The organism is Paraburkholderia sp. SIMBA_030 (assembly GCF_046535245.1).
Classification (GTDB): domain Bacteria; phylum Pseudomonadota; class Gammaproteobacteria; order Burkholderiales; family Burkholderiaceae; genus Paraburkholderia.
In genome coordinates, this window is sequence record NZ_JAWRXB010000031.1 from 1 (window position 1) to 21,778 (window position 21,778).

Annotated in this window: 18 protein-coding genes; 8 read left to right on the forward strand and 10 right to left on the reverse strand. The window is 62.6% G+C overall.

What is annotated here, in order from left to right; genetic code table 11:
- Positions 1–547: 547 nt before the first annotated feature.
- A complete protein-coding gene (gene rpoD / locus SB772_RS36125) occupies positions 548–2,542 on the forward strand; it encodes an RNA polymerase sigma factor RpoD (RefSeq protein ID WP_410837909.1) in 1,995 nt (664 codons plus the stop codon).
- Between the two features lie 224 nt (positions 2,543–2,766).
- A complete protein-coding gene (locus tag SB772_RS36130; protein WP_410837910.1) occupies positions 2,767–3,099 on the forward strand; it encodes a transposase in 333 nt (110 codons plus the stop codon).
- A 184-nt stretch (positions 3,100–3,283) separates the two neighbouring features.
- On the opposite strand, the gene SB772_RS36135 is transcribed toward SB772_RS36130, so the two are convergent.
- From SB772_RS36135 to SB772_RS36160, 6 genes are all read right to left on the reverse strand, one after another.
- Entirely contained in the window at positions 3,284–3,703 is a 420-nt protein-coding gene (locus tag SB772_RS36135; RefSeq protein WP_410837911.1) for a histidine kinase, read from the reverse strand.
- Between the two features lie 88 nt (positions 3,704–3,791).
- On the reverse strand, positions 3,792–4,547 hold the full coding sequence (locus tag SB772_RS36140) for a hypothetical protein (RefSeq protein ID WP_410837968.1): 756 nt from the start codon (positions 4,545–4,547) through the stop codon (positions 3,792–3,794).
- A gap of 274 nt (positions 4,548–4,821) precedes the next feature.
- Positions 4,822–7,935 (reverse strand): efflux RND transporter permease subunit, encoded by a 3,114-nt coding sequence (locus SB772_RS36145; protein ID WP_410837912.1) that lies wholly within the window; start codon positions 7,933–7,935, stop codon positions 4,822–4,824.
- On the reverse strand, positions 7,932–9,146 hold the full coding sequence (locus SB772_RS36150; protein WP_410837913.1) for an efflux RND transporter periplasmic adaptor subunit: 1,215 nt from the start codon (positions 9,144–9,146) through the stop codon (positions 7,932–7,934). Before SB772_RS36150 ends, SB772_RS36145 begins: the two co-directional genes overlap by 4 nt.
- Complete coding sequence (locus SB772_RS36155) at positions 9,143–10,624, reverse strand: efflux transporter outer membrane subunit (RefSeq protein WP_410837914.1); 1,482 nt, start codon at positions 10,622–10,624, stop codon at positions 9,143–9,145. The genes SB772_RS36150 and SB772_RS36155 overlap by 4 nt, the downstream gene beginning before the upstream one ends.
- A 148-nt stretch (positions 10,625–10,772) precedes the next feature.
- Positions 10,773–11,450, reverse strand: a complete 678-nt coding sequence (locus SB772_RS36160; protein ID WP_410837915.1) for a response regulator transcription factor — start codon at positions 11,448–11,450, stop codon at positions 10,773–10,775.
- A 165-nt stretch (positions 11,451–11,615) separates the two neighbouring features.
- On the opposite strand from SB772_RS36160, the gene SB772_RS36165 reads away from it, so the two are divergent.
- Both SB772_RS36165 and SB772_RS36170 read left to right on the forward strand, forming a co-directional pair.
- Positions 11,616–12,299: a response regulator transcription factor gene (locus SB772_RS36165; RefSeq protein WP_410837916.1), complete on the forward strand. Its 684-nt coding sequence runs from the start codon at positions 11,616–11,618 to the stop codon at positions 12,297–12,299.
- Positions 12,286–13,641 carry a sensor histidine kinase gene (locus SB772_RS36170; protein WP_410837917.1) on the forward strand — a complete coding sequence of 452 codons (1,356 nt, stop codon included), beginning with the start codon at positions 12,286–12,288 and terminating at the stop codon, positions 13,639–13,641. Before SB772_RS36165 ends, SB772_RS36170 begins: the two co-directional genes overlap by 14 nt.
- Positions 13,642–13,696: 55 nt before the next feature.
- On the opposite strand, the gene SB772_RS36175 is transcribed toward SB772_RS36170, so the two are convergent.
- From SB772_RS36175 to SB772_RS36190, 4 genes are read right to left on the reverse strand one after another with little or no spacing between them, the layout of a single operon-like run.
- Complete coding sequence (locus tag SB772_RS36175; protein ID WP_410837918.1) at positions 13,697–14,395, reverse strand: response regulator; 699 nt, start codon at positions 14,393–14,395, stop codon at positions 13,697–13,699.
- Complete coding sequence (locus tag SB772_RS36180; protein ID WP_410837919.1) at positions 14,392–15,801, reverse strand: sensor histidine kinase; 1,410 nt, start codon at positions 15,799–15,801, stop codon at positions 14,392–14,394. Before SB772_RS36180 ends, SB772_RS36175 begins: the two co-directional genes overlap by 4 nt.
- 18 nt (positions 15,802–15,819) lie before the next feature.
- Positions 15,820–17,223, reverse strand: coding sequence for a sensor histidine kinase (locus tag SB772_RS36185; protein ID WP_410837920.1), 1,404 nt, complete (start codon positions 17,221–17,223; stop codon positions 15,820–15,822).
- Complete coding sequence (locus SB772_RS36190; protein ID WP_410837969.1) at positions 17,213–17,890, reverse strand: response regulator; 678 nt, start codon at positions 17,888–17,890, stop codon at positions 17,213–17,215. The genes SB772_RS36185 and SB772_RS36190 overlap by 11 nt, the downstream gene beginning before the upstream one ends.
- A gap of 270 nt (positions 17,891–18,160) precedes the next feature.
- Between SB772_RS36190 and SB772_RS36195 the strand changes: the two genes are divergently transcribed.
- The 4 genes from SB772_RS36195 (at position 18,161) to SB772_RS36210 (ending at position 21,641) form a co-directional block, all read left to right on the forward strand.
- Positions 18,161–19,183: an ABC transporter substrate-binding protein gene (locus SB772_RS36195; RefSeq protein ID WP_410837921.1), complete on the forward strand. Its 1,023-nt coding sequence runs from the start codon at positions 18,161–18,163 to the stop codon at positions 19,181–19,183.
- 39 nt (positions 19,184–19,222) lie between these two features.
- Positions 19,223–20,017 carry an ABC transporter ATP-binding protein gene (locus tag SB772_RS36200; RefSeq protein ID WP_410837922.1) on the forward strand — a complete coding sequence of 265 codons (795 nt, stop codon included), beginning with the start codon at positions 19,223–19,225 and terminating at the stop codon, positions 20,015–20,017.
- A gap of 16 nt (positions 20,018–20,033) precedes the next feature.
- Positions 20,034–20,897, forward strand: coding sequence for an ABC transporter permease (locus SB772_RS36205; protein WP_410837923.1), 864 nt, complete (start codon positions 20,034–20,036; stop codon positions 20,895–20,897).
- A 483-nt stretch (positions 20,898–21,380) separates the two neighbouring features.
- Positions 21,381–21,641 (forward strand): hypothetical protein, encoded by a 261-nt coding sequence (locus SB772_RS36210; protein WP_410837924.1) that lies wholly within the window; start codon positions 21,381–21,383, stop codon positions 21,639–21,641.
- Positions 21,642–21,778 lie beyond the last annotated feature (137 nt).

Below are 21,778 nucleotides of genomic sequence, written 5' to 3' on the forward strand. Positions count from 1 at the left end.
TGCATCAACTTCACAACCCGGCACCGCTTCGTTCTGCGTCGCTGCATCTGCAGCAGAGAAGCGAGATTATGGAGAACGACCGACATGTCGTCAACCCCCTTTTGTGAATTTTCTTGTGGGTAAGTGTGAATCGACGCTAAAAGTTGCGCCCCCCTACATATAGCAGGATGGTCTGCAGCGATCGTATCGTGTGAGGACGAACCAGTTCATCTATAGTGAAGGACCAGTCCTTGCACGTGACGTACTGATGATGCGGCCCTTAGACAAGCACCTGCCCGACACCTGTACCGACCGCAAACGAGTCCACCATAGACGCGTGCACGAATTGATGTGCTCACAATGCGCGCAACGGCGCAAGCTCGTATATAATGCGAGCCGCGCGAATTTCGCGCATTTCTATCGGCCCGCTTCGCGCGGGCTCATCTTTTTTGCTCCCCAGAGCACAGCCAAACAACCGCGTTGAGTCACTCAGGTGATGTTGAGCCATGCTCGAAACGCCTGACGGTCGCGTCTTGCGTCTCATAGCGAAGCCTCTAGAGGAGAATACGTGAACCCTTTTGATCGCGAAGATTCGCAACACGAAACGGGCGGATACGCCGCCAAGGCACCCGCAGGCCGTACCGGCAAAGGCAAGGGCGCGGGCAAGGCGATCCCCGTCGCGGCCGAGTTGCCGCCGCAACAAGCCGAAGAACGCCAGCGGCAGATGCGCGCGCTGATCCAGTTGGGCAAGGAGCAAGGCTACCTGACCCACGCTCAGATCAACGATCACCTGCCCGACAACTTCGCGCAAACCGCGGCGATCGACAGCATCGTCAGCGCCTTCAACGACATGGGCGTGCAGGTCTACGAGCAGGCCCCCGATGCGGAAACCCTGCTGCTGAACTCGAACACGCCCGCCGTGGTGTCGGACGACCAGGCAGACGAGGAAACCGAAGTCGCGTTGTCGACGGTCGACTCCGAGTTCGGCCGCACAACCGATCCCGTGCGCATGTACATGCGCGAAATGGGCGCGACCGAGCTGCTGACCCGCGCGGGCGAAATCGCGATTGCAAAACGCATCGAAGACGGTCTGCACGAAATGGTGCAGGCGATCGCCGCTTGCCCGCTCGCGATCTCCGCAATTCTGGCCAGCGCCCAACAGGTCGTGGACGGCGAGCTGCGCATCGACGAACTGGTCGACGGTCTGAATGAAGATACGGCGGCAGCGGAAGTCGATACGAGCGCGGACGCGGTGGCCGACGTCGACACTGAAACCGGCGATGACGAAGACAGCGATAGCGACGACGACGTCGCCCCGGCCGATTCCTCGGCGGCGGACGAAGCGCGTCTGAGGCAACTGACTAACGATTGCCTCGAAATCTTCACCCGGGTTGGTATCCTGTACGACCAGTTGAACGCGTCGCACACGCGTGGTGACGTCACCTCGAAAGCTTATCTGCGTGCCCGCGAAGAGATTCAGCAGAACCTCGCGAAGATTCGCTTCACGGCGCGCACCATCGACCGCCTGTGCGGCGACGTGCAGCACCAGGTCGCGCAGGTGCGCGAAATCGAGCGCCGCATTCTGCAAATCGTCGTGACGAAGAGCGGCATGCCGCGCGAGCAGTTCATCGAATCGTTCAAGGGTCACGAAGCCGACCTTGGCTGGACAGAGCGCGCAGCGCGCGGGTCGTCGTCGTTCGGTGCGGCACTCGAGCGCAATCTGCCGGCCATTCAGTCGGAACAGCAAAAACTGATCGACATCGAAGCGACGGTTTCACTGCCGCTCAAGCATCTGAAAGAAATCAATCGTCAGATGGTCGCGGCTGAATCGAAGATGCGCAAAGCCAAGAGCGAGATGATCGAGGCGAATCTGCGCCTCGTGATCTCGATCGCGAAGAAGTACGTGAACCGCGGCATGCTCTTCCTCGACTTGATCCAGGAAGGCAACATCGGTTTGATGAAGGCGGTCGACAAGTTTGAATATCGGCGTGGCTGGAAGTTTTCGACGTATGCGACATGGTGGGTTCGCCAGGCCGTGACGCGTTCGCTCGCCGATCAGGCGCGCACGATTCGCGTGCCGGTGCACATGATCGAAACGATCAACAAGCTAAACCGCATTTCGCGCGAGATTTTGCAACAGACCGGCCAGGAAGCGCATCCTTCCGTGCTGGCTGAACGCATGGAACTGTCGGAAGAGAAAGTGCGCGGCATTTTGAAAATTGCCAAGCAGCCGGTTTCGATGGAAACGCCGGTGGGTGACGACGGTGACGCTACGCTCGGCGACATGATCGAAGATTCGGCCGCGTCCTCGCCGGCCGACGCAGCGATGCAGGCCGACTTGCGTGCCGCGATCGACGACGCGCTCGACTCGCTGTCGCCGCGCGAAGCGAAGGTGCTGCGCATGCGCTACGGCATCAACACGAAGTCGGACCATACGCTCGAAGAAGTCGGCAAACAGTTCGACGTCACGCGCGAGCGGATTCGCCAGATCGAAAGCAAGGCGATGCGTAAGCTGATGCATCCGAGCCGCGCCGATCGTCTGAAGTCGTTCCTCGACCGCTAGGCAGGCCATTGCGCTTGTCGTGCGCCATGCACGGCAAGCGCAGGCCGCGAATCCCGTTCGCGAGCCGCATTTCACACCCGTATCTCATACCGACCGTGTCGACAGTGATTGTCGACATGGTCCGGCCGCTTGCCAGGGCGACCGAGAACGTTCGGAGACAGCCCAGGATTTACTGTCATGCACCACAACAAGAGTATTTGACCGACCCGGAAGGATTTACTAGCATGGTAGCAACGCAGCATTCAAAGACTGCGACCTTCCAATACAGACATTCAGGGCGGCCGATACTACACATTCCCCTCACCGACGCCGATTGGGATCGCGTCCAGAGCCTATTTCCGGCACTACCGTCAGCGCGCGGGCGACCACGCCGCAGTGATCGGGACATCCTCAACGCAATCCTGTGGGTCCAGCAGAACAAGGAAAAATGGCACAGGCTTGCCGCGACTTTTCCGCCACAGCAGACCTGCTACCTTCGATATATCGCGTGGAAGAAGATCGGCGTGCTCGACCAGGTAAACGATCGTCTGGTCCGTGCCACGGAGCCTTCCACCTGAAAGCGCATAGCCCGGCGTCGATGATTCCGCTCGCCGCGTATCGAACCGCGTCGAATCAATTCCGACTGCTTTAAACAGCTGTTTCGCGCGTCACGCGAATTCGTTATCGCTTCGCATGCCATATCGATTGACGACACCATCCGCAGCCTTGCGGATGACGCCTGCATCGAGCATCGCCACGGCGTCAGGCCTTTCCGCTCATCCGATCGATAACCGTCAGCAGATCTGCAAGCGACTGTTTGCATTCCGCCGCATTCGGCGTGCTGGCGCGCAATGCGCTCAATGCGCGGTCGATCGCCTTGTCGACGGTGTGCCAGTCGGCTGCGGCGCGTGGTTTCAGCGAAGGCTCCGCATCGTCCCATGCGAGTTCCAGATCTTTGATACGCGTTTTTCCACCCGCGAGATTGCCTGTGTCGACGAGAGCCGCGGTATCGGCGGCAATCTTGCGGAACGGCGACAGGTCGCCGAGCTTCGAAGCCTTGGCGGCCTCGGCAGCCTGCGCTGACGAAAAGCCGATCCTGCCCGGCTCGATATGCCCGAAACTGACGGCGGAGATCGCGATGAACGAGGCAATGACGGTCTTGCTGAGGGTACGTTGACTCATGATTGTTCTCTTCGGTTGGCTCTGATGGTCGGTAGAAAACGTGGTGAAAAAAGAAGGCAATGTGTGCGGCTTTTCTAGCGCCGCGGGCTCAAGGTTCACGCGCGGTGATCGTGCGTATGGACCGTTGTTCGAGCGCGCTGGCGAAGATAACCAGCACGACGATCGCGCTCAGGAACAACACGCTCGTATTGATCGTGCCCAGTCCGAGACCGCCGTATGCGCGCGACTGTGACAGCAGGTCACCGAACGAGGCGCCCAACGGCCGCGTCAGAATGTAGGCAATCCAGAAGGTCAGCACAGGATTTCCGCCCATGTAGTAAGCGATACCCACCAACGCGATCAACGCGCCGAACGCCGCCACACCGATCATGAAGCCGAGTCCCAGCGCTTCTGTCGCGAGGTCGCCTGCCGCGGTGCCCAAAGCGAACGTGAACAGAATGGCGGCCCAGTAGAACAGCTCTCTGCGTGTCGTGACGATCGTGTGGATCGATAGCGTCCGCTCGCGGCGATACCAAAGGGCGAACACAACGGCGAGCGCAATGGAGAATGCGACGGTGCTGGTGTAAAGACTGATGCCGAGACGGTCGGTCAGCGCATCGGTAATCTGCGTGCCGACCACGCTGACCAGAACCACGGTCAGCCAGTAAATCCACGGCACGTACTTGCGCATGCGAAGCTGCACGGCCAGTGCGGCGAGCAGCAACGCAAGCATCATCCCGCCGGTCAGCGTGGTGCCGAGGCCGACGTGCACAGCCAGATAATCCGCGCCGGTTTCGCCGACCGTGGTCGCCATGATCTTGATCGCCCAGAAGACGAGTGTCACTTCAGGCACTTTGTTGCTCATGTCGGCAACGCGATAGTTCGAACTCTCAGCCACGCTGGTTCTCCCGTTGATAGGCAAATAGATCGACGTTGCGAGCAAGTCCGCTCGCGTTTCGTCCAGGCGCCAATATGCGACGGGAAACCTTATGAAAGGCTTACGAAAGACCTAAAAGAACCGCGAATGGCTGTCGTCCAACACCTCACCAGGACAAGCTTGGACCGAGCCTTAAGAGACGCTTAAGCGCCACGCAAAATACAAAAAATATACTTCTCAAGCACGCGATTCGCGTCAGCGCTCAACCAACGGATTCCCGTTCGACCATAGTGCCCCTCTCGCGCTGCTTCGCCAGCCAGTGCGACAAACGATCGAACCACAGGTGCACCACCGGCGTCGTGAAAAGCGTCAGCATCTGCGAGACGATCAGGCCGCCGACAATCGCAATGCCGAGCGGTACGCGCAATTCGGCACCCGCGCCAGACCCAAGCGCGAGCGGCAGCGCGCCGAACAGCGCCGCGAGCGTGGTCATCATGATCGGCCGGAAGCGCAGCACACAGGCCTCGCGGATCGCTTCGCGCGGCGACAGGCCATGCTCGCGCTCGGCCACCAGGGCGAAGTCGATCATCATGATCGCGTTCTTCTTCACAATGCCGATCAGCAGGATGATGCCGATCATCCCCATGATCGAGAGATCCTGGCCGCACAGCATCAGCGCAAGCAGTGCGCCCACGCCCGCCGAGGGCAGCGTCGAAATGATGGTGAGCGGATGAATCGCGCTCTCGTACAGGATGCCGAGTATCAGATAGACCACCACGAGCGCCGCGGCGATCAAATACGGTTCGCTCGCAAGCGACGCCTGGAACGCCTGCGCGGTGCCCTGAAACGAACCGGTCAAACTATCGGGCTTGCCAGCCGCGACTTCGGCCCGATGAATCGCCGTCACCGCGTTACCGAGCGACTGACCCGCCGCGAGATTGAACGAGATCGTCACGGCCGGGAACAGCCCCTGGTGATTCACCGAAATCGGCGACACGTTGTTTTCGACTTTTGCGAGCGTGTCGAGCGGCACCAGTTCGTTGGTGAGCGGCGAGCGCACGTAGAGGTGCGCGAGCGCGTCGGTGGTCAACTGGAAGCTCGGGTCCACTTCTTCGACGACATGGTACTGATTCAGCTGCGTGAACAGCGTCGCAATCTGCCGCTGGCCGAACGCGTCGTATAGCGTGTCGTCGATGGCTTGCGCGGTGATACCGAAGCGCGACGCCGTGCTGCGGTCGATCACGAGCGTCGCGCTGGTGGCAGCGGCCTGCTGGTCGGACGTGACATCGGCGAGTTGCGCAAGCTTCGACAGCTTGTCGGTCAGCACGCCCGCCCAATGATTGAGTTCGTTGATATCCGGGTCCTGCAGCGTGTACTGATACTGCGCGGCGCTGATACGGCCACCCACCTGAATGTCCTGGCGCACCTGCATCGACAGTGAAATGCCCATCACCTTCGCCAGTTGCGGCTTCAAACGATTGAGCACCTGCGCGGCACTGTCCTTGCGCTGACCGAACGCCTTCAGGTTGATCATCACGCGCCCCTGGCTCACGGTCGGATTCGGCCCCATCCAGTAGTAGACGTTATCGACGGCGGGATCGGCTTCGATGATATGGCCGAGCTGCTGCATCTTCTGCGACATCGCGCGAGGCGAAACATCCGGCGCGGCTTGCGCGACGCCCATGATCAAGCCGGAGTCTTCCTGCGGAAAGAATCCCTTCGGAATGGCGACAAACAGCGCGCCGGTCGCCACGATCGTCGCTATCGTCACACCAAGCATCATTTTCGGGCGATCCAACACCCAGTCGAGACCGCGCTCGTAACGCCGTTCCACTGCGACAAAGCCACGCTCGAGCCACGCCTCGAGCTTGCGCATCCGGCCGCCGTCATTCGGCTCCGGCAAACGGATCAACCAGCCGCACAGCATCGGCGTGACGGTCAGCGAAACGAGTGCCGACATCACGATCGCCGCGCTCACCGTCACCGCGAATTCGCGAAACAACCGTCCGACGATGCCGCCCATCAGCAGGATCGGAATGAACACGGCGATCAGCGAGATCGTCATCGAGATGATGGTGAAGCGCACTTCCATCGCGCCGAGCAGCGCGGCCTTCATACGCGGCACACCCTCTTCGATGTGACGCATCACGTTTTCGATCACGACGATCGCATCGTCCACCACGAAACCCACCGCGATCGTCAAGCCCATCAGCGACAGATTGTCGAGGCTATAGCCCAGCAGATACATCACGCCGAACGTGGCGACGAGCGACAGAGGAATCGTCAGGCTCGGAATCACCGTCGCCCACACGTTGCGCAGGAACGAGAAAATGACCATCACGACCAGCGCGATCGTCAGCATCAGCGTGAACTGGACATCGTGCACCGACGCATTGATGGTCTGCGTGCGATCGCCCACCACATGCAGATGCGCGGCGGCGGGCAGGATCGCTTCGAGCGCGGGCAGCTTCGCCTTGATGTTGGCGATCGTCTGCACGACGTTGTGGCCCGGCTGCTTGTGAATGTCGAGAATGATCGCGCGTTCGTGCTGGAGCCACGCGGCCTGCTGGTTGTCTTCGGCGGCGTTCAGGACGGTGCCGAGATCGGACACGCGAATCGGCGCGCCGTTTTTGTATGCGACCACCAGATCGCGATATTGCGACGCGGTGGTGATCTGGTCGGTCGCGTTGAAAATCACCGAGCGGTCGGGGCCGTTCAGGCTGCCCTTCGGCGCATTCACCGTCTGCACGCCGACGATCGAGCGCACGTCTTCCAGCGTCAGGCCGCGTGCGGTGAGCTTGTCCGGATCGAGCTGGATGCGCACCGCGGGCCGCTGCTGGCCGTGGAAATCGACCAGGCCGACGCCGGGCATCTGCGAGATCTGTTGCGCGAGATAGTCTTCGGCATAGCTGTCGAGCTGCGTGAGCGTCAGCGATGGCGACGTCAGCGCCAGTGACAGCAGCGTGAAGTCGGCTGGGTTGACCTTCTCGTAGGTCGGTGGGTTCGGCAGATTCTTCGGCAGATTGCCGCCCGCTGCGTTAATGGCGGTCTGCACATCCTGCGCCGCGCCGTTAATGTCGCGCGACAGGTCGAACTGGATGGCGATGCTGGTGTTACCGAGCGAGCTGGACGACGTCATCTGCGTGACGCCTGCGATCAGCGAGAGTTGCCGCTCCAGCGGCGTCGCCACCGAAGTCGCCATGGTCTCGGCGCTCGCGCCGGGCAACTTCGCGACGACCTGAATGGTCGGAAAATCCACTTGTGGCAGCGGTGCGACCGGCAGCAGAAAATACGCCACCGCGCCGGTCAGCAGCACCGCGATCGCCAGAAAACTGGTCGCAATGCGCCGCTTGATGAACAATTCCAGGAGACTCATGACGGGTTGTCCTGATTAGCCTGGCTACCCGCCGAGTTCGCATTGGCCGGTGCTTCGGCAACCGGCGCCACCATGGTCGCCGCCACGTGCACACCCGGGTTCAGCCGGCTTTGTCCGTCGAACACCACCAGATCCGCCGGCGCAATGCCGCTGCGTATCTCCGTCATACCGTCGACCGTGACACCGGTTTGCACCGGCCGCATCCGCGCCGTGCCGTTCGCGTCGATCACATACAGCTGCGTGCCGTTCTGCGTGTTCACCACCGCGCGGCTCGGCACCGCCAGACGTTGACGATCGGTACGCACCAGGACTCGCGCATTCACCAGTTCGCCGGGCCAAAGCTTGCGGTCCTTGTTGGTGAACGACGCCTTGAGTTTGATCTGGCCGGTTGTCGCATCCACCGTGCTGTCGACGAACACGAGCGTGCCGTCGGCAAGTGCCGTACTGCCGGAGCGCGTGGTGACGTTCACCATCAGCGGCGCTTTCGCCTGATTGGCGAGCAGCTCAGGCAGCACGTCCTGAGGCACGGAGAACAGCACGGTAATCGGCTCCATCTGCGTGACGGTGACGATGCCGGTCGTGTCAGCCGGATGCACGATTGCGCCGATGTCGGCCTCGCGCGCGCCGACGCGGCCGGTGAACGGCGCAACGAGCGTCGTGAAGCTAAGTTGCAGGCGCTCGCTCTGCACCAGCGCGGCATCCGCGGCGACCGTCGCGGCGAGTGCTGCCACCTGCGACTTCGCCGTATCGACCGCCTGGGTGGTCGCCGCGCCGATGCCGACCAGCTTCGAATAACGCGCGAGATCGAGCCGCGCATTATCGAGCGATGCCTGGTCCTTGCGCTGCGCCGCTTCCGCTTGATGCAGCTGGGCGGTCAACGGTCCCTGATCGAGTTGCGCGAGCAGTTGCCCGGCCTTCACGTCCTGCCCTTCGGTAAACGCCACGCGCTGCAGCTGGCCATCGACGCGCACTTTGACGTCCACGGTATTGAGCGCCAGCACCGTGCCCACCGCCGCGACGCGGATCGGAAAGTCGCGGCTCGCCGGATGGCCGGCGTTCACCGGCACGGCCGGCGCCGGCTTGACGGCCGGATGCCTCGGCCAGAACCACGCCACGAGAATCACGACGAGAACGGCCAACGCCGCGATCATCGGCGCGCGGCTTCTACGCGCGCGCGGCGCCTCGTGGTTCGGAAGGTCTGCAGGTTTCATGAGCGGGAAGGCGTAGAAGAGGAAGCGGGACTGCTGCCGCTATCGGCGGTGATGCCGAAGCCGCCACCGAACGCGCGAAACAGACTGACCGACGCCTGGAGGCGCGCGAGCCGTGCCTGCACCAGCGTGTCTTCGGACTGGTACAGCGTGCGTTGGGCGTCGAGGACGGTCAGAAAATCGACGGTGCCGAGCGTGTATTGGGCCTGGGCGAGCGTGGCGGCTTTGCGGGCGGCGTCGGCGGCGTTCTGGTCGGCCGCTTCCGCGAGTTGCTGCTGCTGTGCCGCCGAAAGCGAATCCTCGACGTCCTGCAACGCGCTCACCACGGCCTGCTGGTAGTCCGCAACGCCCTTCGCCTCGGCCGCCCGGCTTGCATGCAACTGGCCGCGCAGCGCGCCGCCGTCGAAGATCGGCGCCGCCAGCGAAGCGGCGATGCCGGCGAACGGGCTCGACAGGAAATGCGACAGCGATTTGCTGCTGAGGCCGCCGTCGGCGGTCAGCACGAGGTTCGGCAGAAAAGCCGCGCGCGCCGCGCCGACGCTCTGATTCGCCGATTGCAACTGTGCTTCCTTCGAGCGGATGTCGGGACGTGTTTCGAGCAGGCTCGCGGGCAGATTCGCGCGTGGCTGCGGAATGACGATGTCGGCGAGCGGGGCTTCGCTGACCGTGAATTGTTCGGGCGCCGTGCCCACCAGCACGGCGAGCGCATGCACGCTGATGTCGAGTTGCTGTTGCAGCGCCGGCACGGCGGCCTGGAAGGTGGCGAGCGCATTGCGCTGCTGCTGCACCTGCAACTCGGTCGCGACGCCCGCCGCCTGTTGCGCGAGCAGCAATTGAAGAATGCGCGACGCGTCGCCGGAGATCGTCCGCGCGATCGCGAGACGGCGGCGCAGGCTCTGCACCTGAAAATACGTGTCCGCAACCGAGGCCGTCAGCGTCAACGCAACCGTATCGCGATCGAATTCGGAGGCGCGCGCAAGCAGCTCTGCTGCATTGGCATTGGCGGCATTGAAGCCCCAGAAATCGATCTCGTAGCTGGCTTCGGCGAACAGGCTCTGGCTCTTGGTGGTCGAGCCGCGGCCCTGGTGACTGCGATCGAACGTACCGCCGAGCGAGAGCGATGGATACTGTGGCGCGCCGGCTTTCTCGGCATTGCCGCGCGCCTGTTCGACGCTCGCGATGGCCGACGCCAGCGTGAAGTTATTGTGCAGGCTGCGCTCGACCAGCGCGTCGAGCGCGGGGTCGTGATACTCGCGCCACCAGCCGCTTCTGACCGGCACCGTATCGGCCAGCGACGCGCCCGCCGCGCCGTCGAAGGTTTGCGCCAGCGGCGCATTGGGCCGTTGATAGGCGGGCACGAGCGAGCAGCCGGCCAGAAATGCGACAGCCAGCGTGCACAACGCAGCGCGCACGGCGCCGGCATGCCGCGCACGAGGACTGACGGCGGAAAAAAACGGCGCCGAACGTGGCAGCCCTGACATGGAAACGCCTCTGGCAACAAAGAATCTCGCCAGATTAGCCAGCAGGTCCTGTCGGCGCTTTCGCCCAATGATTAAAAAAATTTAATGCGGCGCAACATGCCCGCAACATGGTCGTTTAGCGGGGCCTGTGCGCAGCTATCGACAACGTTCAAGGCGCGGGATTGAGCACATAGCCCGCGCCCACCACCGTGTGAATCAGCGCCACCGGAAAGTCGCGATCGACCTTCGTCCGCAGACGATGCATATGCATGTCGATGATATTGCCGCGCGGTTCGAAATCGTAATTCCACGCCGCCTCGAGCAACATGCTGCGCGTCACGACCTGTCCCTCGCGTCGCGCCAGGCACTCGAGCAACAGAAACTCGCGATGCTGCAGCCGCAGATCGCGGCCGGCGCGGCTCGCGCTCCGCGCACGCGTGTCGAGTATCAGATCCGCGCACTCGAGCCGCTCGCTCATCCTGCTGCGATCCGCGCGCCGCGCAAGCGCTTCGATTCTCGCCAGCACTTCGACAAACGCATACGGCTTCACAAGGTAATCGTCGCAACCCGCGCGAATCCCCTCAACTCGTTCGTTCAACCCGCCGACCGCCGACAGCATTAGCACTGGCGTCGTGTCGCCGCCGGCGCGCAGTTGCTGCACGAGCGCCATACCGTCGAGCGCGGGCAAGAGCCGATCGCTCACAATCACGTCGTAGATGCCCTCGCGCGCATAGGCGAGCCCAGTCGCACCGTCGGTCACCGTGTCGACAATGAGACCGCTCTCGCTCAAACCGCGTGCCAGGAACTGACTGGCGCGCGTATCGTCCTCGATCAGAAGGATTCGCATGCGTAAATGGGCTTACATTAAAATTTTTTCATGTTGGCGCGAAACGCCTGTGCGGCTTCGCGCGGCATACTGCGGAGATCGCACGTACGGGCGTAGTGTAGCAACGGCCCGGCGCGCGCTTATTTGGCCAGCCGATTGAGCCGGCTCATTGACCTGGATAGAGGCATGTCGAATGTATTGGTCGTCGAGGACGACGAGCAGACCCTCGGGGAAATCGTCGAGGCCCTCACCGATCACGGCTGCACGGTGCAAGCCGCGCGCACGGGCCGCGACGGCTTGATGCTCGCGGTCGCCAACACCTATGATGCGATCGTGCTCGATCGCATGCTGCCGGGCGGCCTCGAAGGGCTCGGCATGCTGGCGGCGTTGCGCAGCGCCGGTGTGCTCACGCCGGTGCTGATTCTCAGCGCGCTGTCCGCGGTCGACGAACGCGTGCGCGGTCTGCGTGCCGGCGGCGACGACTATCTGACCAAGCCGTTCGAGTTCATCGAACTGACCGCGCGACTCGACGCCCTGATGCGTCGGCGCGAAGCGGCGCCAGGTGTGCAGGAATATCAGGTCGGGCCGCTGCGGCTCGACCCGCTCAAGCGCGAAGTGACCTGCGGCGGCCGCCCGGTGCCGCTGCTGCCGCGCGAATACCGCTTGCTCGAATATCTGGTGCAGCACGAGGGCCAGGTCGTAAGCCGCACCATGCTGTTCGAGGCGGTGTGGGATTACCGGCTCGACGAGCGGACTAATGTAATCGACGTGCACATCAGCCGCCTCAGAAAGAAGCTCGACCCGGACGGGTCGGCGCCGATGATCGATACCGTGCGCGGTTCGGGGTACATGCTGCATGCGCCTGACTGAACTGCACCGCACCACCGGCTTTCGCCTTGCCACGCTGTTTCTGGTGCTGTTCGGCGTGATCGCGATTCTGCTATTCGGCTATCTGTATCGCGAGATCACCGGCTTCGAACAGGAACGCATCGACGACTGGCTGGTGCGGGAACACGCCCAGCTGATACGCGAAGACCCGAACGAACTGGTTGCGCGCTTTCAACATCAAGGCCAGTTCGACCCTCGCCGCCAGCGCCCGTTCGCGCTGTTCGACACCGGCGGCAAACATCTTGCCGGCGGCTATCCAGGCGAGCAGCCGGCGATCCCCCACTTCGACAAGCCGTTTTCGATGCGACTCGCAAATCTGCCGGACCACCCGCCCGGACGATGTATCGCCGCGCGCCTGTCCGACAGCCGCATCGCCTTGCAATGCCAGAACGTCCGCGAACTCGACCACTTCGACGAAGAACTGCTGCACGCGCTGCTTTCCACGGCCATACTCACGTTTGTGATCGGCTTGATCGGCGCGAGCGTGATCGGTATCTCGGCGATGCGGCGGCTCGATGCAGTGACCGCATCGATTGAAGAAATCGTCGCCGGCAATCTCAGCAGGCGCCTACCGGTGCATTCGAAGCGGGACGACGTGGATCGCCTCGTCGGCGTCGTGAACGGCATGCTCGACGAGATCGAGCGGCTGATGCACGAGGTCAAGGGCGTGTGCGATGCAATTGCGCACGATCTGCGCACGCCGCTCACGCGGATGCTCGGCGGGCTCGAACGCGCGCAGCGGCGCGCCAAAACCGAAGCGGAGTATCGCGCCGCGATCGATGAAACCATTGTCGAAACCACGGGCCTCTTGCGCACCTTCAATGCGCTGCTGCGTATTTCGGAAATCGAAAGCGGCGTGCGCCGCAAAGGCTTCACGAATGTCGATCTGGCCGCCGTCGCCGATGACGTATTCGAGTTCTACGAGCCGACCGCCGAGGACAAACAGATCAGCTTCGAAGTGCGGCGCACGACCACCGGGCCGCTGGACATTCAGGGCGAGCCGAACCTGCTGTTCGAAGCGCTGGCCAATCTGGTGGAGAACGCCATCAAATTCGCCCCGCACGGCGGCAAGGTACGACTCACGGTGTTCCGCGACCGAACGGGTGCCGGCGTCAGCGTGTCCGACGACGGGCCGGGTATTGCCCCCGCTGAAGAGCAAGCCGTGCTGCGACGGTTCTATCGCGGCGAGGCAAGCCGCCATACGCCGGGCAGCGGGCTCGGCCTGAGTCTGGCGCTCGCGGTAGCGGGCATGCATGGCATGTCAATCCGTTTCAACGACGCGACGCCCGGATGCGAGGTCGTGCTGTACAAACCGAATGAGTAGCGCCGTGCAGCAAACGTCGGTGAAGTCACTAGCGGAACGACATAGCGGAATGCGGTTATAGCGCTTCGGCGAATCCTTCGCGAGGCGCTTCTTCGCGCAGGATGTAGCCGAGTCCACGCAAGGTCATGATCTTCACGCTCGAACTCGCGAGATGCTTGCGCAAACGGTGAATGTAGATGTCGATCGCATCGGCGCTCGGTTCGTCGTCAAGATTGAAGACGCTGTCCATCAGCGTGGTCTTCGAGACCGTCTTGCCCTGCTTGAGAATCAGCGCTTCGAGGATCGCGTGTTCGCGCCGGCGCAGCGGCAACAATTCGTTTTGCAGCAGGAATTCGCGTGTATCGAACAGATAGCGCAGATCGCCGCAGTCGATCGACTGGCCCTTGTCACCCGCCGCCTGACGGCGGATCAGCGCCTTGATGCGCGCCACCAGTTCGCGTGCGTCGAAAGGCTTGACGACGTAGTCGTCGGCGCCGGCCGAGAAGCAGGCTACTTTGTCGTCGGTCGAACCGTTGGCGGTCAGCATCAGCACCGGCACGTTGTCGCGTTTGCGGCGCAAACGCGCGAGCACTTCCTTGCCGCCGATGCCGGGCAGACGCAAATCAAGCAGCACCGCGTCGTAGCATTGCAGGCCGAGCAAGGTCTCCGCACTTTCGCCGTCCTGCGCCCAATCCAGCGCGAAATGCTCGACCTGCATCAGGTTGATGACCCAGCGCGCCAGGTCGGCGTCGTCTTCGACAAGCAGCAGTTTCATATGTCTCCCCTCGTTGCCGCGCTTCGAAGCGCGGCTACCCACAATGGCATCTCGACGGTCGCGACCAGACCGATGCCGTCTTTTCCCGGCTCGAGCGTGACCGTGCCGCCCTGCCGATGGGCAATCTCGCGCACGATCGGCAAACCGAGGCCGGTTCCTTCCGCATGGTTCGACGCGCGATAGAAGCGCTCGAACACGCGCGCCTTCGCCTCGGCTTTGATACCCGGCCCGTTGTCGACGACACGCACAATCGCCATGTCGTTCCTGCGCTGCGTCTGCACCGTCACGCAGCCGCCCGCTTGCGTATAGCGCAGTGCGTTGTCGACGAGATTGGTCACCAGCGCCGCGGTCAGTGCTTCGTCACCGGTGACGTACAGACCATCTTCCAGTTCCGCGCCCAGATCGATTTCGCGCGACTGTGCGAACGCGATCAGTTCTTCGAGCACGCCCGCGATCAACGCGCTCAGATCGACACGCTCATGTTCTTTGGACGGCACGGCGGACTCCGCCTGAGCGAGCAGCAGCAGTTTGTTGGTCAGCGTCGTCATCTTGCGGCTGCTTTTGTGCATGCCGGTCAGCGCTTCGGCGAGCCCCGCATCGCGGTTTTCGCGTTGGCGTGCGAACTGGATCTGCGCATCCAGCAGCGTGAGCGGCGTGCGCAACTGATGCGCCGCATCGGAGATGAATTGCCGCTGGGTCGCGGCCTGCTGGCCCATGCGCGCGATGCACTGATTGATCGCCTCGACGATCGGCCGCAGTTCCACATGAAGCCGCGCCACGCGAATCGGTTCGAGCTGCGAAGGATTGCGATCGGCGACGTCGTCTTTCACCTTCATCAGCGGTCGCAGTTCGAAGGTCAGCCCGAGATAGACGAAAAGCATCGCCAGCACCAGCGTGAGCACTTCGCCGGACAGTTGCGGACGCAGCAAACGCCACACCATCGCATCGCGCGAGCCTTCCGTCTTGGCGACCGCCACGACGACTTCCTCGGTACGCCCTGAGTCGTACAGTTGCCGCACGTAAGTAGCGGCGCGCACGGCGCGGCCGTCCTGGAGATGGGTGGAATAGACCGTGGGGCCGTCGCCTGAGTCCGGCGGCAACGGCAGCTCGGGGGTGCCCGCCAGCAGACGATGTCCGCTCGCCTCGACGCGATAGAACACGCTGTCCTGCTCGGGCGACTCGAACAGTTCGAGTGCGGCCGGCGGAATCTGGATCACGACGCGGCCGTTGTCCCAGTCGACGTCCTCGCCGATGATCCGCATCGACGACAGCAACGCATTGTCCTGAACCAGGTCGGCCGTGGTCTGCGCGTTGCGGAACGAAATCATGCCGGAAATGGAAACGAACGCCGCCAGCGGCAACAATAGCCACCACAGCAAACGCCCACGCAAACTACCTGAGAACACGATTCGTAGACCTCTCTTTCATATGTCGGTGCCCCTCTGGAGACCGCCTGCCGCCGCTCGCGGGAATGACACCGTTACGTGCACGCCTTTGCCGCCATCGCCGGGCTTGAGCGTGATTTCGCCGTGGTGCGCGTCCGCGATCTCGCGCACGATCGCGAGCCCGAGCCCGGTCCCTTCCGTATCCGCCGACGCCCGGAAGAACGGCTCAAACACGCGGCTGCGCGACTCCGGCGGAATGCCCGGCCCGTCGTCGAGCACGGTCAGCGTGACCGTTTCCGCGTCGGCGCCGACCGCGACCGTGACGTGGCCGCCCTTGCCGGCGTAACGGATCGCGTTCTCCGCCAGATTGGAGATCAGCGCCTGCAGCAGCCCGCGATGCCCCGCCACCGGCGCGGGCCCGTTCAACTCGGCGCCCAGATCGATGTCGCGAGCCTGTGCGAGCAATGCCAGATCTTCCACCACCTCCATCGCCAGCGGCACCAGATCCACCGTTTCCACCGCTAACTGGGTGTTGTCGGCCGCCTCGGCCTGTGCGAGCAGCAGCAGTTTGTTGGTCAGCCCGACCATCGAGCCGCTGCTGCGATGCATGGCCGCGAGCACTTCGCCGAGTGCGGGCGTCAAGCCATCCTGCTGGCGCGCGAACTGCAACTGCGTGCCCAGCAGCGTGAGCGGCGTGCGCAACTGATGGGCAGCGTCGGCGATAAAGCGCCGTTGCGCGGCCACCTGTACGCCGAGCCGCGCAATGCATTGATTGATCGCCTCGACGATCGGCCGCAACTCCGTATGCAGGCGCTCGACGCGAATCGGCTCGAGCTGCATCGGGTCGCGGTCGGCCACCTCCTCCTTCACTTTCATCAACGGCCGCAATTCGAACGTCAGGCCGATGCAAACCAGCACCACGGCCAGCACGATCATCTCGATCTGCCGCACCAGTTGCGGCTGCCAGAGCTGCTGCGCCATCGCGTCGCGCGAGCGCACGGTCTTGCCGACCGTCACGAGTACGCGCCGCGTCACGCCGTTGTCGTACATTTGCCGCACCAGGCCGACCGCGCGCACCGGCTGGCCGCGCAGGTCGGCGTCGTAGTGATCGGGCGTGTCGGGCGCCTGCGCCGCGCGCGGCGGAAAATCCGGCGAGCCCGCCAGCAACCGGCCGTCGTCGACGCTCACGCTGTAGAACACCTGATCGCGGTACGGCGACACGAACACTTCGAGCGCGGCGGGCGGCACATCGACACGCAGGAAACCGTCCACCCATTCCACTTCGCCGGCGATCATCCGCGCCGACGAGATCAACTGATTGTCCTGCACCAGATCCGCGGTACGCCGCGCGTTGTCGTACTCGGCCTTGCCGGTCACAAACACGTACAACGCGAGCGGCACCAGCAGCCACCACAGCAGACGCATGCGCAGGCTATTGGTCATCTTCTTTCTTGCGCAGCAGATAGCCGAGCCCGCGCAGCGTGACGATCGCCGCCGAGCTGCCGTCGAGCTTCTTGCGCAGCCGCGAGATATAGATTTCGACCGCGTCCTCGCTCGGCTCATCCGCGAGCGTGAAGATCGCGTCCACCAGCGCCGGCTTCGTCACCGTCTTCCCCAGGCGCAGGATCAGCGTTTCGAGCACCGTGCGCTCGCGCGGCGTGACGTTCAGCGGCGCGCCTTTCAGCGTGAACTGGCGCGTGTCGATATCGAACGCGAGATCGCCGCACACCACCTCGCTCGCCTTCGAAGGCGTCTGCCGCCGGATCGCCACCTTGATCCGAGCAATCAGTTCGCGCACTTCGAACGGCTTGACTAGGTAGTCGTCCGCGCCGGCGCCGAGCAGTTCCACCTTCTCGTCGATCGAGCCGCTCGCGGTCAGGATCAGCACCGGCGTGGCGTCGCCGCGTTGGCGCAGCCGGCGCAGCACGTTCTTGCCCGACAGCTTCGGCAGATTCAGGTCCAGCAGGATCACGTCGTAGTGATTGGTGCGCAGCAGCTGGTCGGCCGCGTCGCCGTCCTGCACGGCGTCGAGCGCGAACGCCTCCTGCTCCAGCATCTTCGCGAGCCAGTGCGCAAGCGTGGGGTTGTCTTCGATCAGCAGCAGCTTCATGGCGGGAACGGCGAAAGTCAGGCCGTCGATTGTGCCGTAAAACAAGGGCTTTGCGCGCGTCCTGCGTGATTTGTGGCACACGCCGGGGCGTTTTCGACGGCGTTGCGGCAGGCCGGTCGCGGGGTTGTGGCTCAGTTCCGGGTTAACACCCATGATTTGCCGGCAGTGCAGAAAGCTGGCAGAAGGTTTCCGGTTTCTATAATCCCCGACATTCATCCAGAAAGCGCCGCATCAGCACATCGCGGCGAACAAACCTCAGGAGACTGCTTCATGCGTACCTTGCGCCAGATCGCCGTTGTGTCGGGTGTTGCGTTCACCCTTGCCGCCGCTTCGGCCGCCGCTCATGCCGAAAAACTCACGATCATGGTCGGCGGCGCCACCAAGATCATCTACCTGCCGGCCAAGCTCACGGAACAGCTCGGCTACTTCAAGGATGAAGGCCTCGACGTCGAAATCCTCTCGCAACCGGCGGGCGTCGATGCGGAAAACGAACTGCTCGCGGGTGCGGTGCAAGGCGTGGTGGGCTTCTACGATCACACCATCGATCTGCAAAGCAAGGGCAAGGAAGTCCAGGCGCTGGTGATTTTCGGCCAGGTGCCGGGCGAGGTCGAAATGGTCTCGACCAAGGCCTCCGAAACGCTCAAGAGCATGGCCGACGTGAAGGGCAAGACGCTCGGCGTGACCGGTCTCGGCTCCTCCACCAGCTTCCTCACGCAATACCTCGCGCAGCGCGCCGGCGTGCCGTCGACGCAATACACGCTGCTGCCGGTCGGCGCGGACAACAGCTTTATCGCGGCCATCAAGCAGAACCGTATCGACGCCGGCATGACGACCGAGCCGACCGTCTCGCAGTTGCTGAAGACCGGCGACGCGAAAGTGCTGGTCGACATGCGCACGCTCGAAGGCACGCGCGCCGCGCTCGGCGGCACCTATCCGGCCTCGAGCTTCTACGTGCAGCGCGCGTGGGCCGAAACGCACAAGGACGACGCGGCGAAACTCTCGCACGCGTTCGCGAAGACACTGAACTTCATCGCAACGCATAGCGCCGACGAGATCGCCGCAAAGATGCCGAAGGACTACTACGGCAACAACAAGGACCTGTACGTCGGCGCGCTGAAGGCGTCGCTGCCGATGTTCACGAAGGACGGCAAGATGCCCGCCGACGGCCCGGACACGGTGCTGAAGGTGCTATCGGCATTCAATCCTTCGGTCAAGGGTAAGCATATCGACCTCGCCAAGACATACACGAACGAGTACGTGTCGTCGGCATCGGTCAAGACGGCAGCGAAGTAACGCCCTTTCAACTTTACGATAACAGCGAGGCATCCGCCGATGAATCAACCTATGTCACGCGATACGCCAGCCATCGAGATGCGCAACGTATCGTGCCGCTTCATTTCCCCGGACGGCAAAGCGACGATCGCGTTGCGCGACTTCAGCATGTCGGTGGCGCGTGGCGAATTCGTCGCCGTTGTCGGCCCGACGGGTTGCGGCAAGTCGACTACGCTCAGCATGATCACCGGCCTGCTGAAGCCGACCACCGGTGAAGTGCGCGTGATGGGCGCGCCGGTGGACGGCATCGATCCCCGCATCGGTTTCGTGTTCCAGGCCGACGCCGTGTTCCCGTGGCGCTCGGTGATCGACAATGTCGCGGCCGGCCCGCTGTATCGCGGCCGCACGAAATCCGCCGCCTACGACGAAGCGAACGAATGGCTGCGCCGCGTCGGTCTCGACAAGTTCGGCAAGCACTATCCGCATCAGCTGTCGGGCGGCATGCGCAAGCGCGTGGCGCTCGCACAGACCTTCATCAACAAGCCGGAAATCCTGCTGATGGACGAGCCGTTCTCGGCGCTCGACATGCAGACCCGCACGCTGATGCAGGACGAACTGCTGCAACTGTGGGGCGGCGCCGGCTCGGTGGTGTTCGTCACGCACGATCTCGAAGAAGCGATTGCGCTTGCCGACCGCGTGTTCGTGCTGACCGCACGCCCGGCGACGCTGAAAAAAGTGTACGAAATCGATCTGCCGCGTCCACGCGTCACGTCCGAGGTTCGCTACGACCCGCGTTTTATCGAAATCTCGCGCGACATCTGGCACGACCTGCGCGAAGAAGTGCAGATCGGTTAATCAAGGAACCGCAAACATGTCTACTACCCCTCAACAGGTGATGCCTTCGGGTATCGATCTCGCGTCGCTCGCGCAAGTCGAACGCGTTGCGCAAAAACGCATCCGTCAACGTCATGCGCTGGTGGTCTCGCTGCGTATTCTCGTGCTGGTGGTCGTGCTCGGCGGCTGGGAATTGTCGGCACGCCTGAAGTGGATCGACCCGTTCTTCTTCTCGATGCCGACCGCGATTTTCAATCAGATCATCGACTGGTTCGTGAACGGCACATCGCAGGGTCCGTTGCTTACGCAGGTTTGGGTCACGCTGGAAGAAACCGGTCTTGGCTTCATCATCGGTTCGGTGGCGGGCATCTTCTGCGGCATCCTGCTCGGCCGCAACAAGCTGCTGTCCGACGTGTTCAGTCTTTACATCAAGATCGCCAATTCGATTCCGCGTGTGGTGCTCGGCTCGGTGTTCGTGATTGCGCTCGGTCTTGGGATGGCGTCGAAGGTGGCGCTCGCGGTGGTGATGGTGTTCTTCGTCGTGTTCGCCAACGCGTTTCAGGGTGTGCGCGAGGCGGATCGCTACATGATCGCGAATGCGCAGATTCTGGGTGCGTCGCGCCGCCAGGTGACGACTTCGGTTGTGATTCCGTCGGCGCTGAGCTGGATTCTGGCAAGCTTGCATGTGAGCTTCGGCTTTGCACTGGTGGGTGCGGTGGTCGGCGAATTCCTCGGTTCGAAGCAAGGTATCGGTTTGCTGATCTCGACCGCTCAAGGCGCATTCAACGCAAGCGGGGTGTTCGCGGCGATGATTGTGTTGGCTGTGGTCGCACTGGCCGCGGATTATCTGTTGACTGCCGTCGAACAGCGTTTGTTGAAGTGGCGGCCGGCGGTGGTTTAACTGGATCGTCAGGTTGTAGCGTAAAAAGGGCGCCGCGGGCGCCCTTTTTTTCGTTCTGGTTACAGCGCACGCGAACTATTCCCTCCTCCTTCCTGACGTTTTTTCTGTCTTGAGCGCAGCTCATCCCCACAGCAATCATCGTATAAAAACATCAGATCCGAATCTGCTTATTACGCATTAAGGATGGCTGATTAATGCTTAAGTTTCATTGCGACTGGCTCGTCTCGTTTTCGTAGTGGAAGCAAACCGGCTCTCTGAGGTCCGTCAAACAATAAAGCCACAGCATGCACCTTTCCATTGCGAAAGGAAGGTCTTCCGGTAACACACTTCTCTGGTGCGCTGCGCAGAATTCGACAATGAAAGCCAGTGACTGTCTCCACTCCGTGTCTCGTCGGACCGCTCGATCTTCATCGTGAGCAATCCGGCGAGGTTTCCGCAATGAGGTGCCGCGACGGCGGCGCCGGCAGTTTGAAGGAGATGGAAATGAAGAAGGTTCTGATGATCGCAGGCGGACTACTTTGCGCGCTGTCGTGGCAAGCGCGTGCCCAGGACGCCAACACGGAGACGACCGCGCAAGCCCCGCAGGCAGTTGTCGACTCCGTCGGCGGGCAGCCTGCAACCACCACGATGTCGGGCGGTCCCGCACAGGGGCTGACGCGGGCGCAGGTTTACCAGCAACTTCAACAATCGCAGCAAAGTGGTGAAGCTGCCCGAATGCAGGAGCTTTTCAAGGGAGGCAATTGAGCTGGCAGGCTGATTTCTCGACACCGCTGCCCCAGGTAAAACGCCGCTTCGCTTGCTACGGCATGAGACTAACGCGGCGTCTACTCGATAGGCGCCAACTCTTTGCGCCTGCAGTTGCATCTGCGTGCTCCATTTCC

Bases quoted from the DNA above. Each gene is read 5' to 3' on its own strand.
- SB772_RS36170 (WP_410837917.1), top strand. From the start codon at position 12,286: ATGCGCCTGACTGAACTGCACCGCACCACCGGCTTTCGCCTTGCCACG.
- SB772_RS36145 (WP_410837912.1), bottom strand. From the start codon at position 7,935: ATGAGTCTCCTGGAATTGTTCATCAAGCGGCGCATTGCGACCAGTTTT.
- SB772_RS36155 (WP_410837914.1), bottom strand. From the start codon at position 10,624: ATGTCAGGGCTGCCACGTTCGGCGCCGTTTTTTTCCGCCGTCAGTCCT.
- SB772_RS36130 (WP_410837910.1), top strand. From the start codon at position 2,767: ATGGTAGCAACGCAGCATTCAAAGACTGCGACCTTCCAATACAGACAT.
- SB772_RS36205 (WP_410837923.1), top strand. From the start codon at position 20,034: ATGTCTACTACCCCTCAACAGGTGATGCCTTCGGGTATCGATCTCGCG.
- SB772_RS36160 (WP_410837915.1), bottom strand. From the start codon at position 11,450: ATGCGAATCCTTCTGATCGAGGACGATACGCGCGCCAGTCAGTTCCTG.
- SB772_RS36200 (WP_410837922.1), top strand. From the start codon at position 19,223: ATGAATCAACCTATGTCACGCGATACGCCAGCCATCGAGATGCGCAAC.
- SB772_RS36210 (WP_410837924.1), top strand. From the start codon at position 21,381: ATGAAGAAGGTTCTGATGATCGCAGGCGGACTACTTTGCGCGCTGTCG.
- SB772_RS36140 (WP_410837968.1), bottom strand. From the start codon at position 4,547: ATGAGCAACAAAGTGCCTGAAGTGACACTCGTCTTCTGGGCGATCAAG.
- SB772_RS36165 (WP_410837916.1), top strand. From the start codon at position 11,616: ATGTCGAATGTATTGGTCGTCGAGGACGACGAGCAGACCCTCGGGGAA.
- SB772_RS36190 (WP_410837969.1), bottom strand. From the start codon at position 17,890: ATGAAGCTGCTGCTGATCGAAGACAACCCCACGCTTGCGCACTGGCTC.
- SB772_RS36150 (WP_410837913.1), bottom strand. From the start codon at position 9,146: ATGAAACCTGCAGACCTTCCGAACCACGAGGCGCCGCGCGCGCGTAGA.
- SB772_RS36185 (WP_410837920.1), bottom strand. From the start codon at position 17,223: ATGACCAATAGCCTGCGCATGCGTCTGCTGTGGTGGCTGCTGGTGCCG.
- SB772_RS36135 (WP_410837911.1), bottom strand. From the start codon at position 3,703: ATGAGTCAACGTACCCTCAGCAAGACCGTCATTGCCTCGTTCATCGCG.
- SB772_RS36175 (WP_410837918.1), bottom strand. From the start codon at position 14,395: ATGAAACTGCTGCTTGTCGAAGACGACGCCGACCTGGCGCGCTGGGTC.
- SB772_RS36195 (WP_410837921.1), top strand. From the start codon at position 18,161: ATGCGTACCTTGCGCCAGATCGCCGTTGTGTCGGGTGTTGCGTTCACC.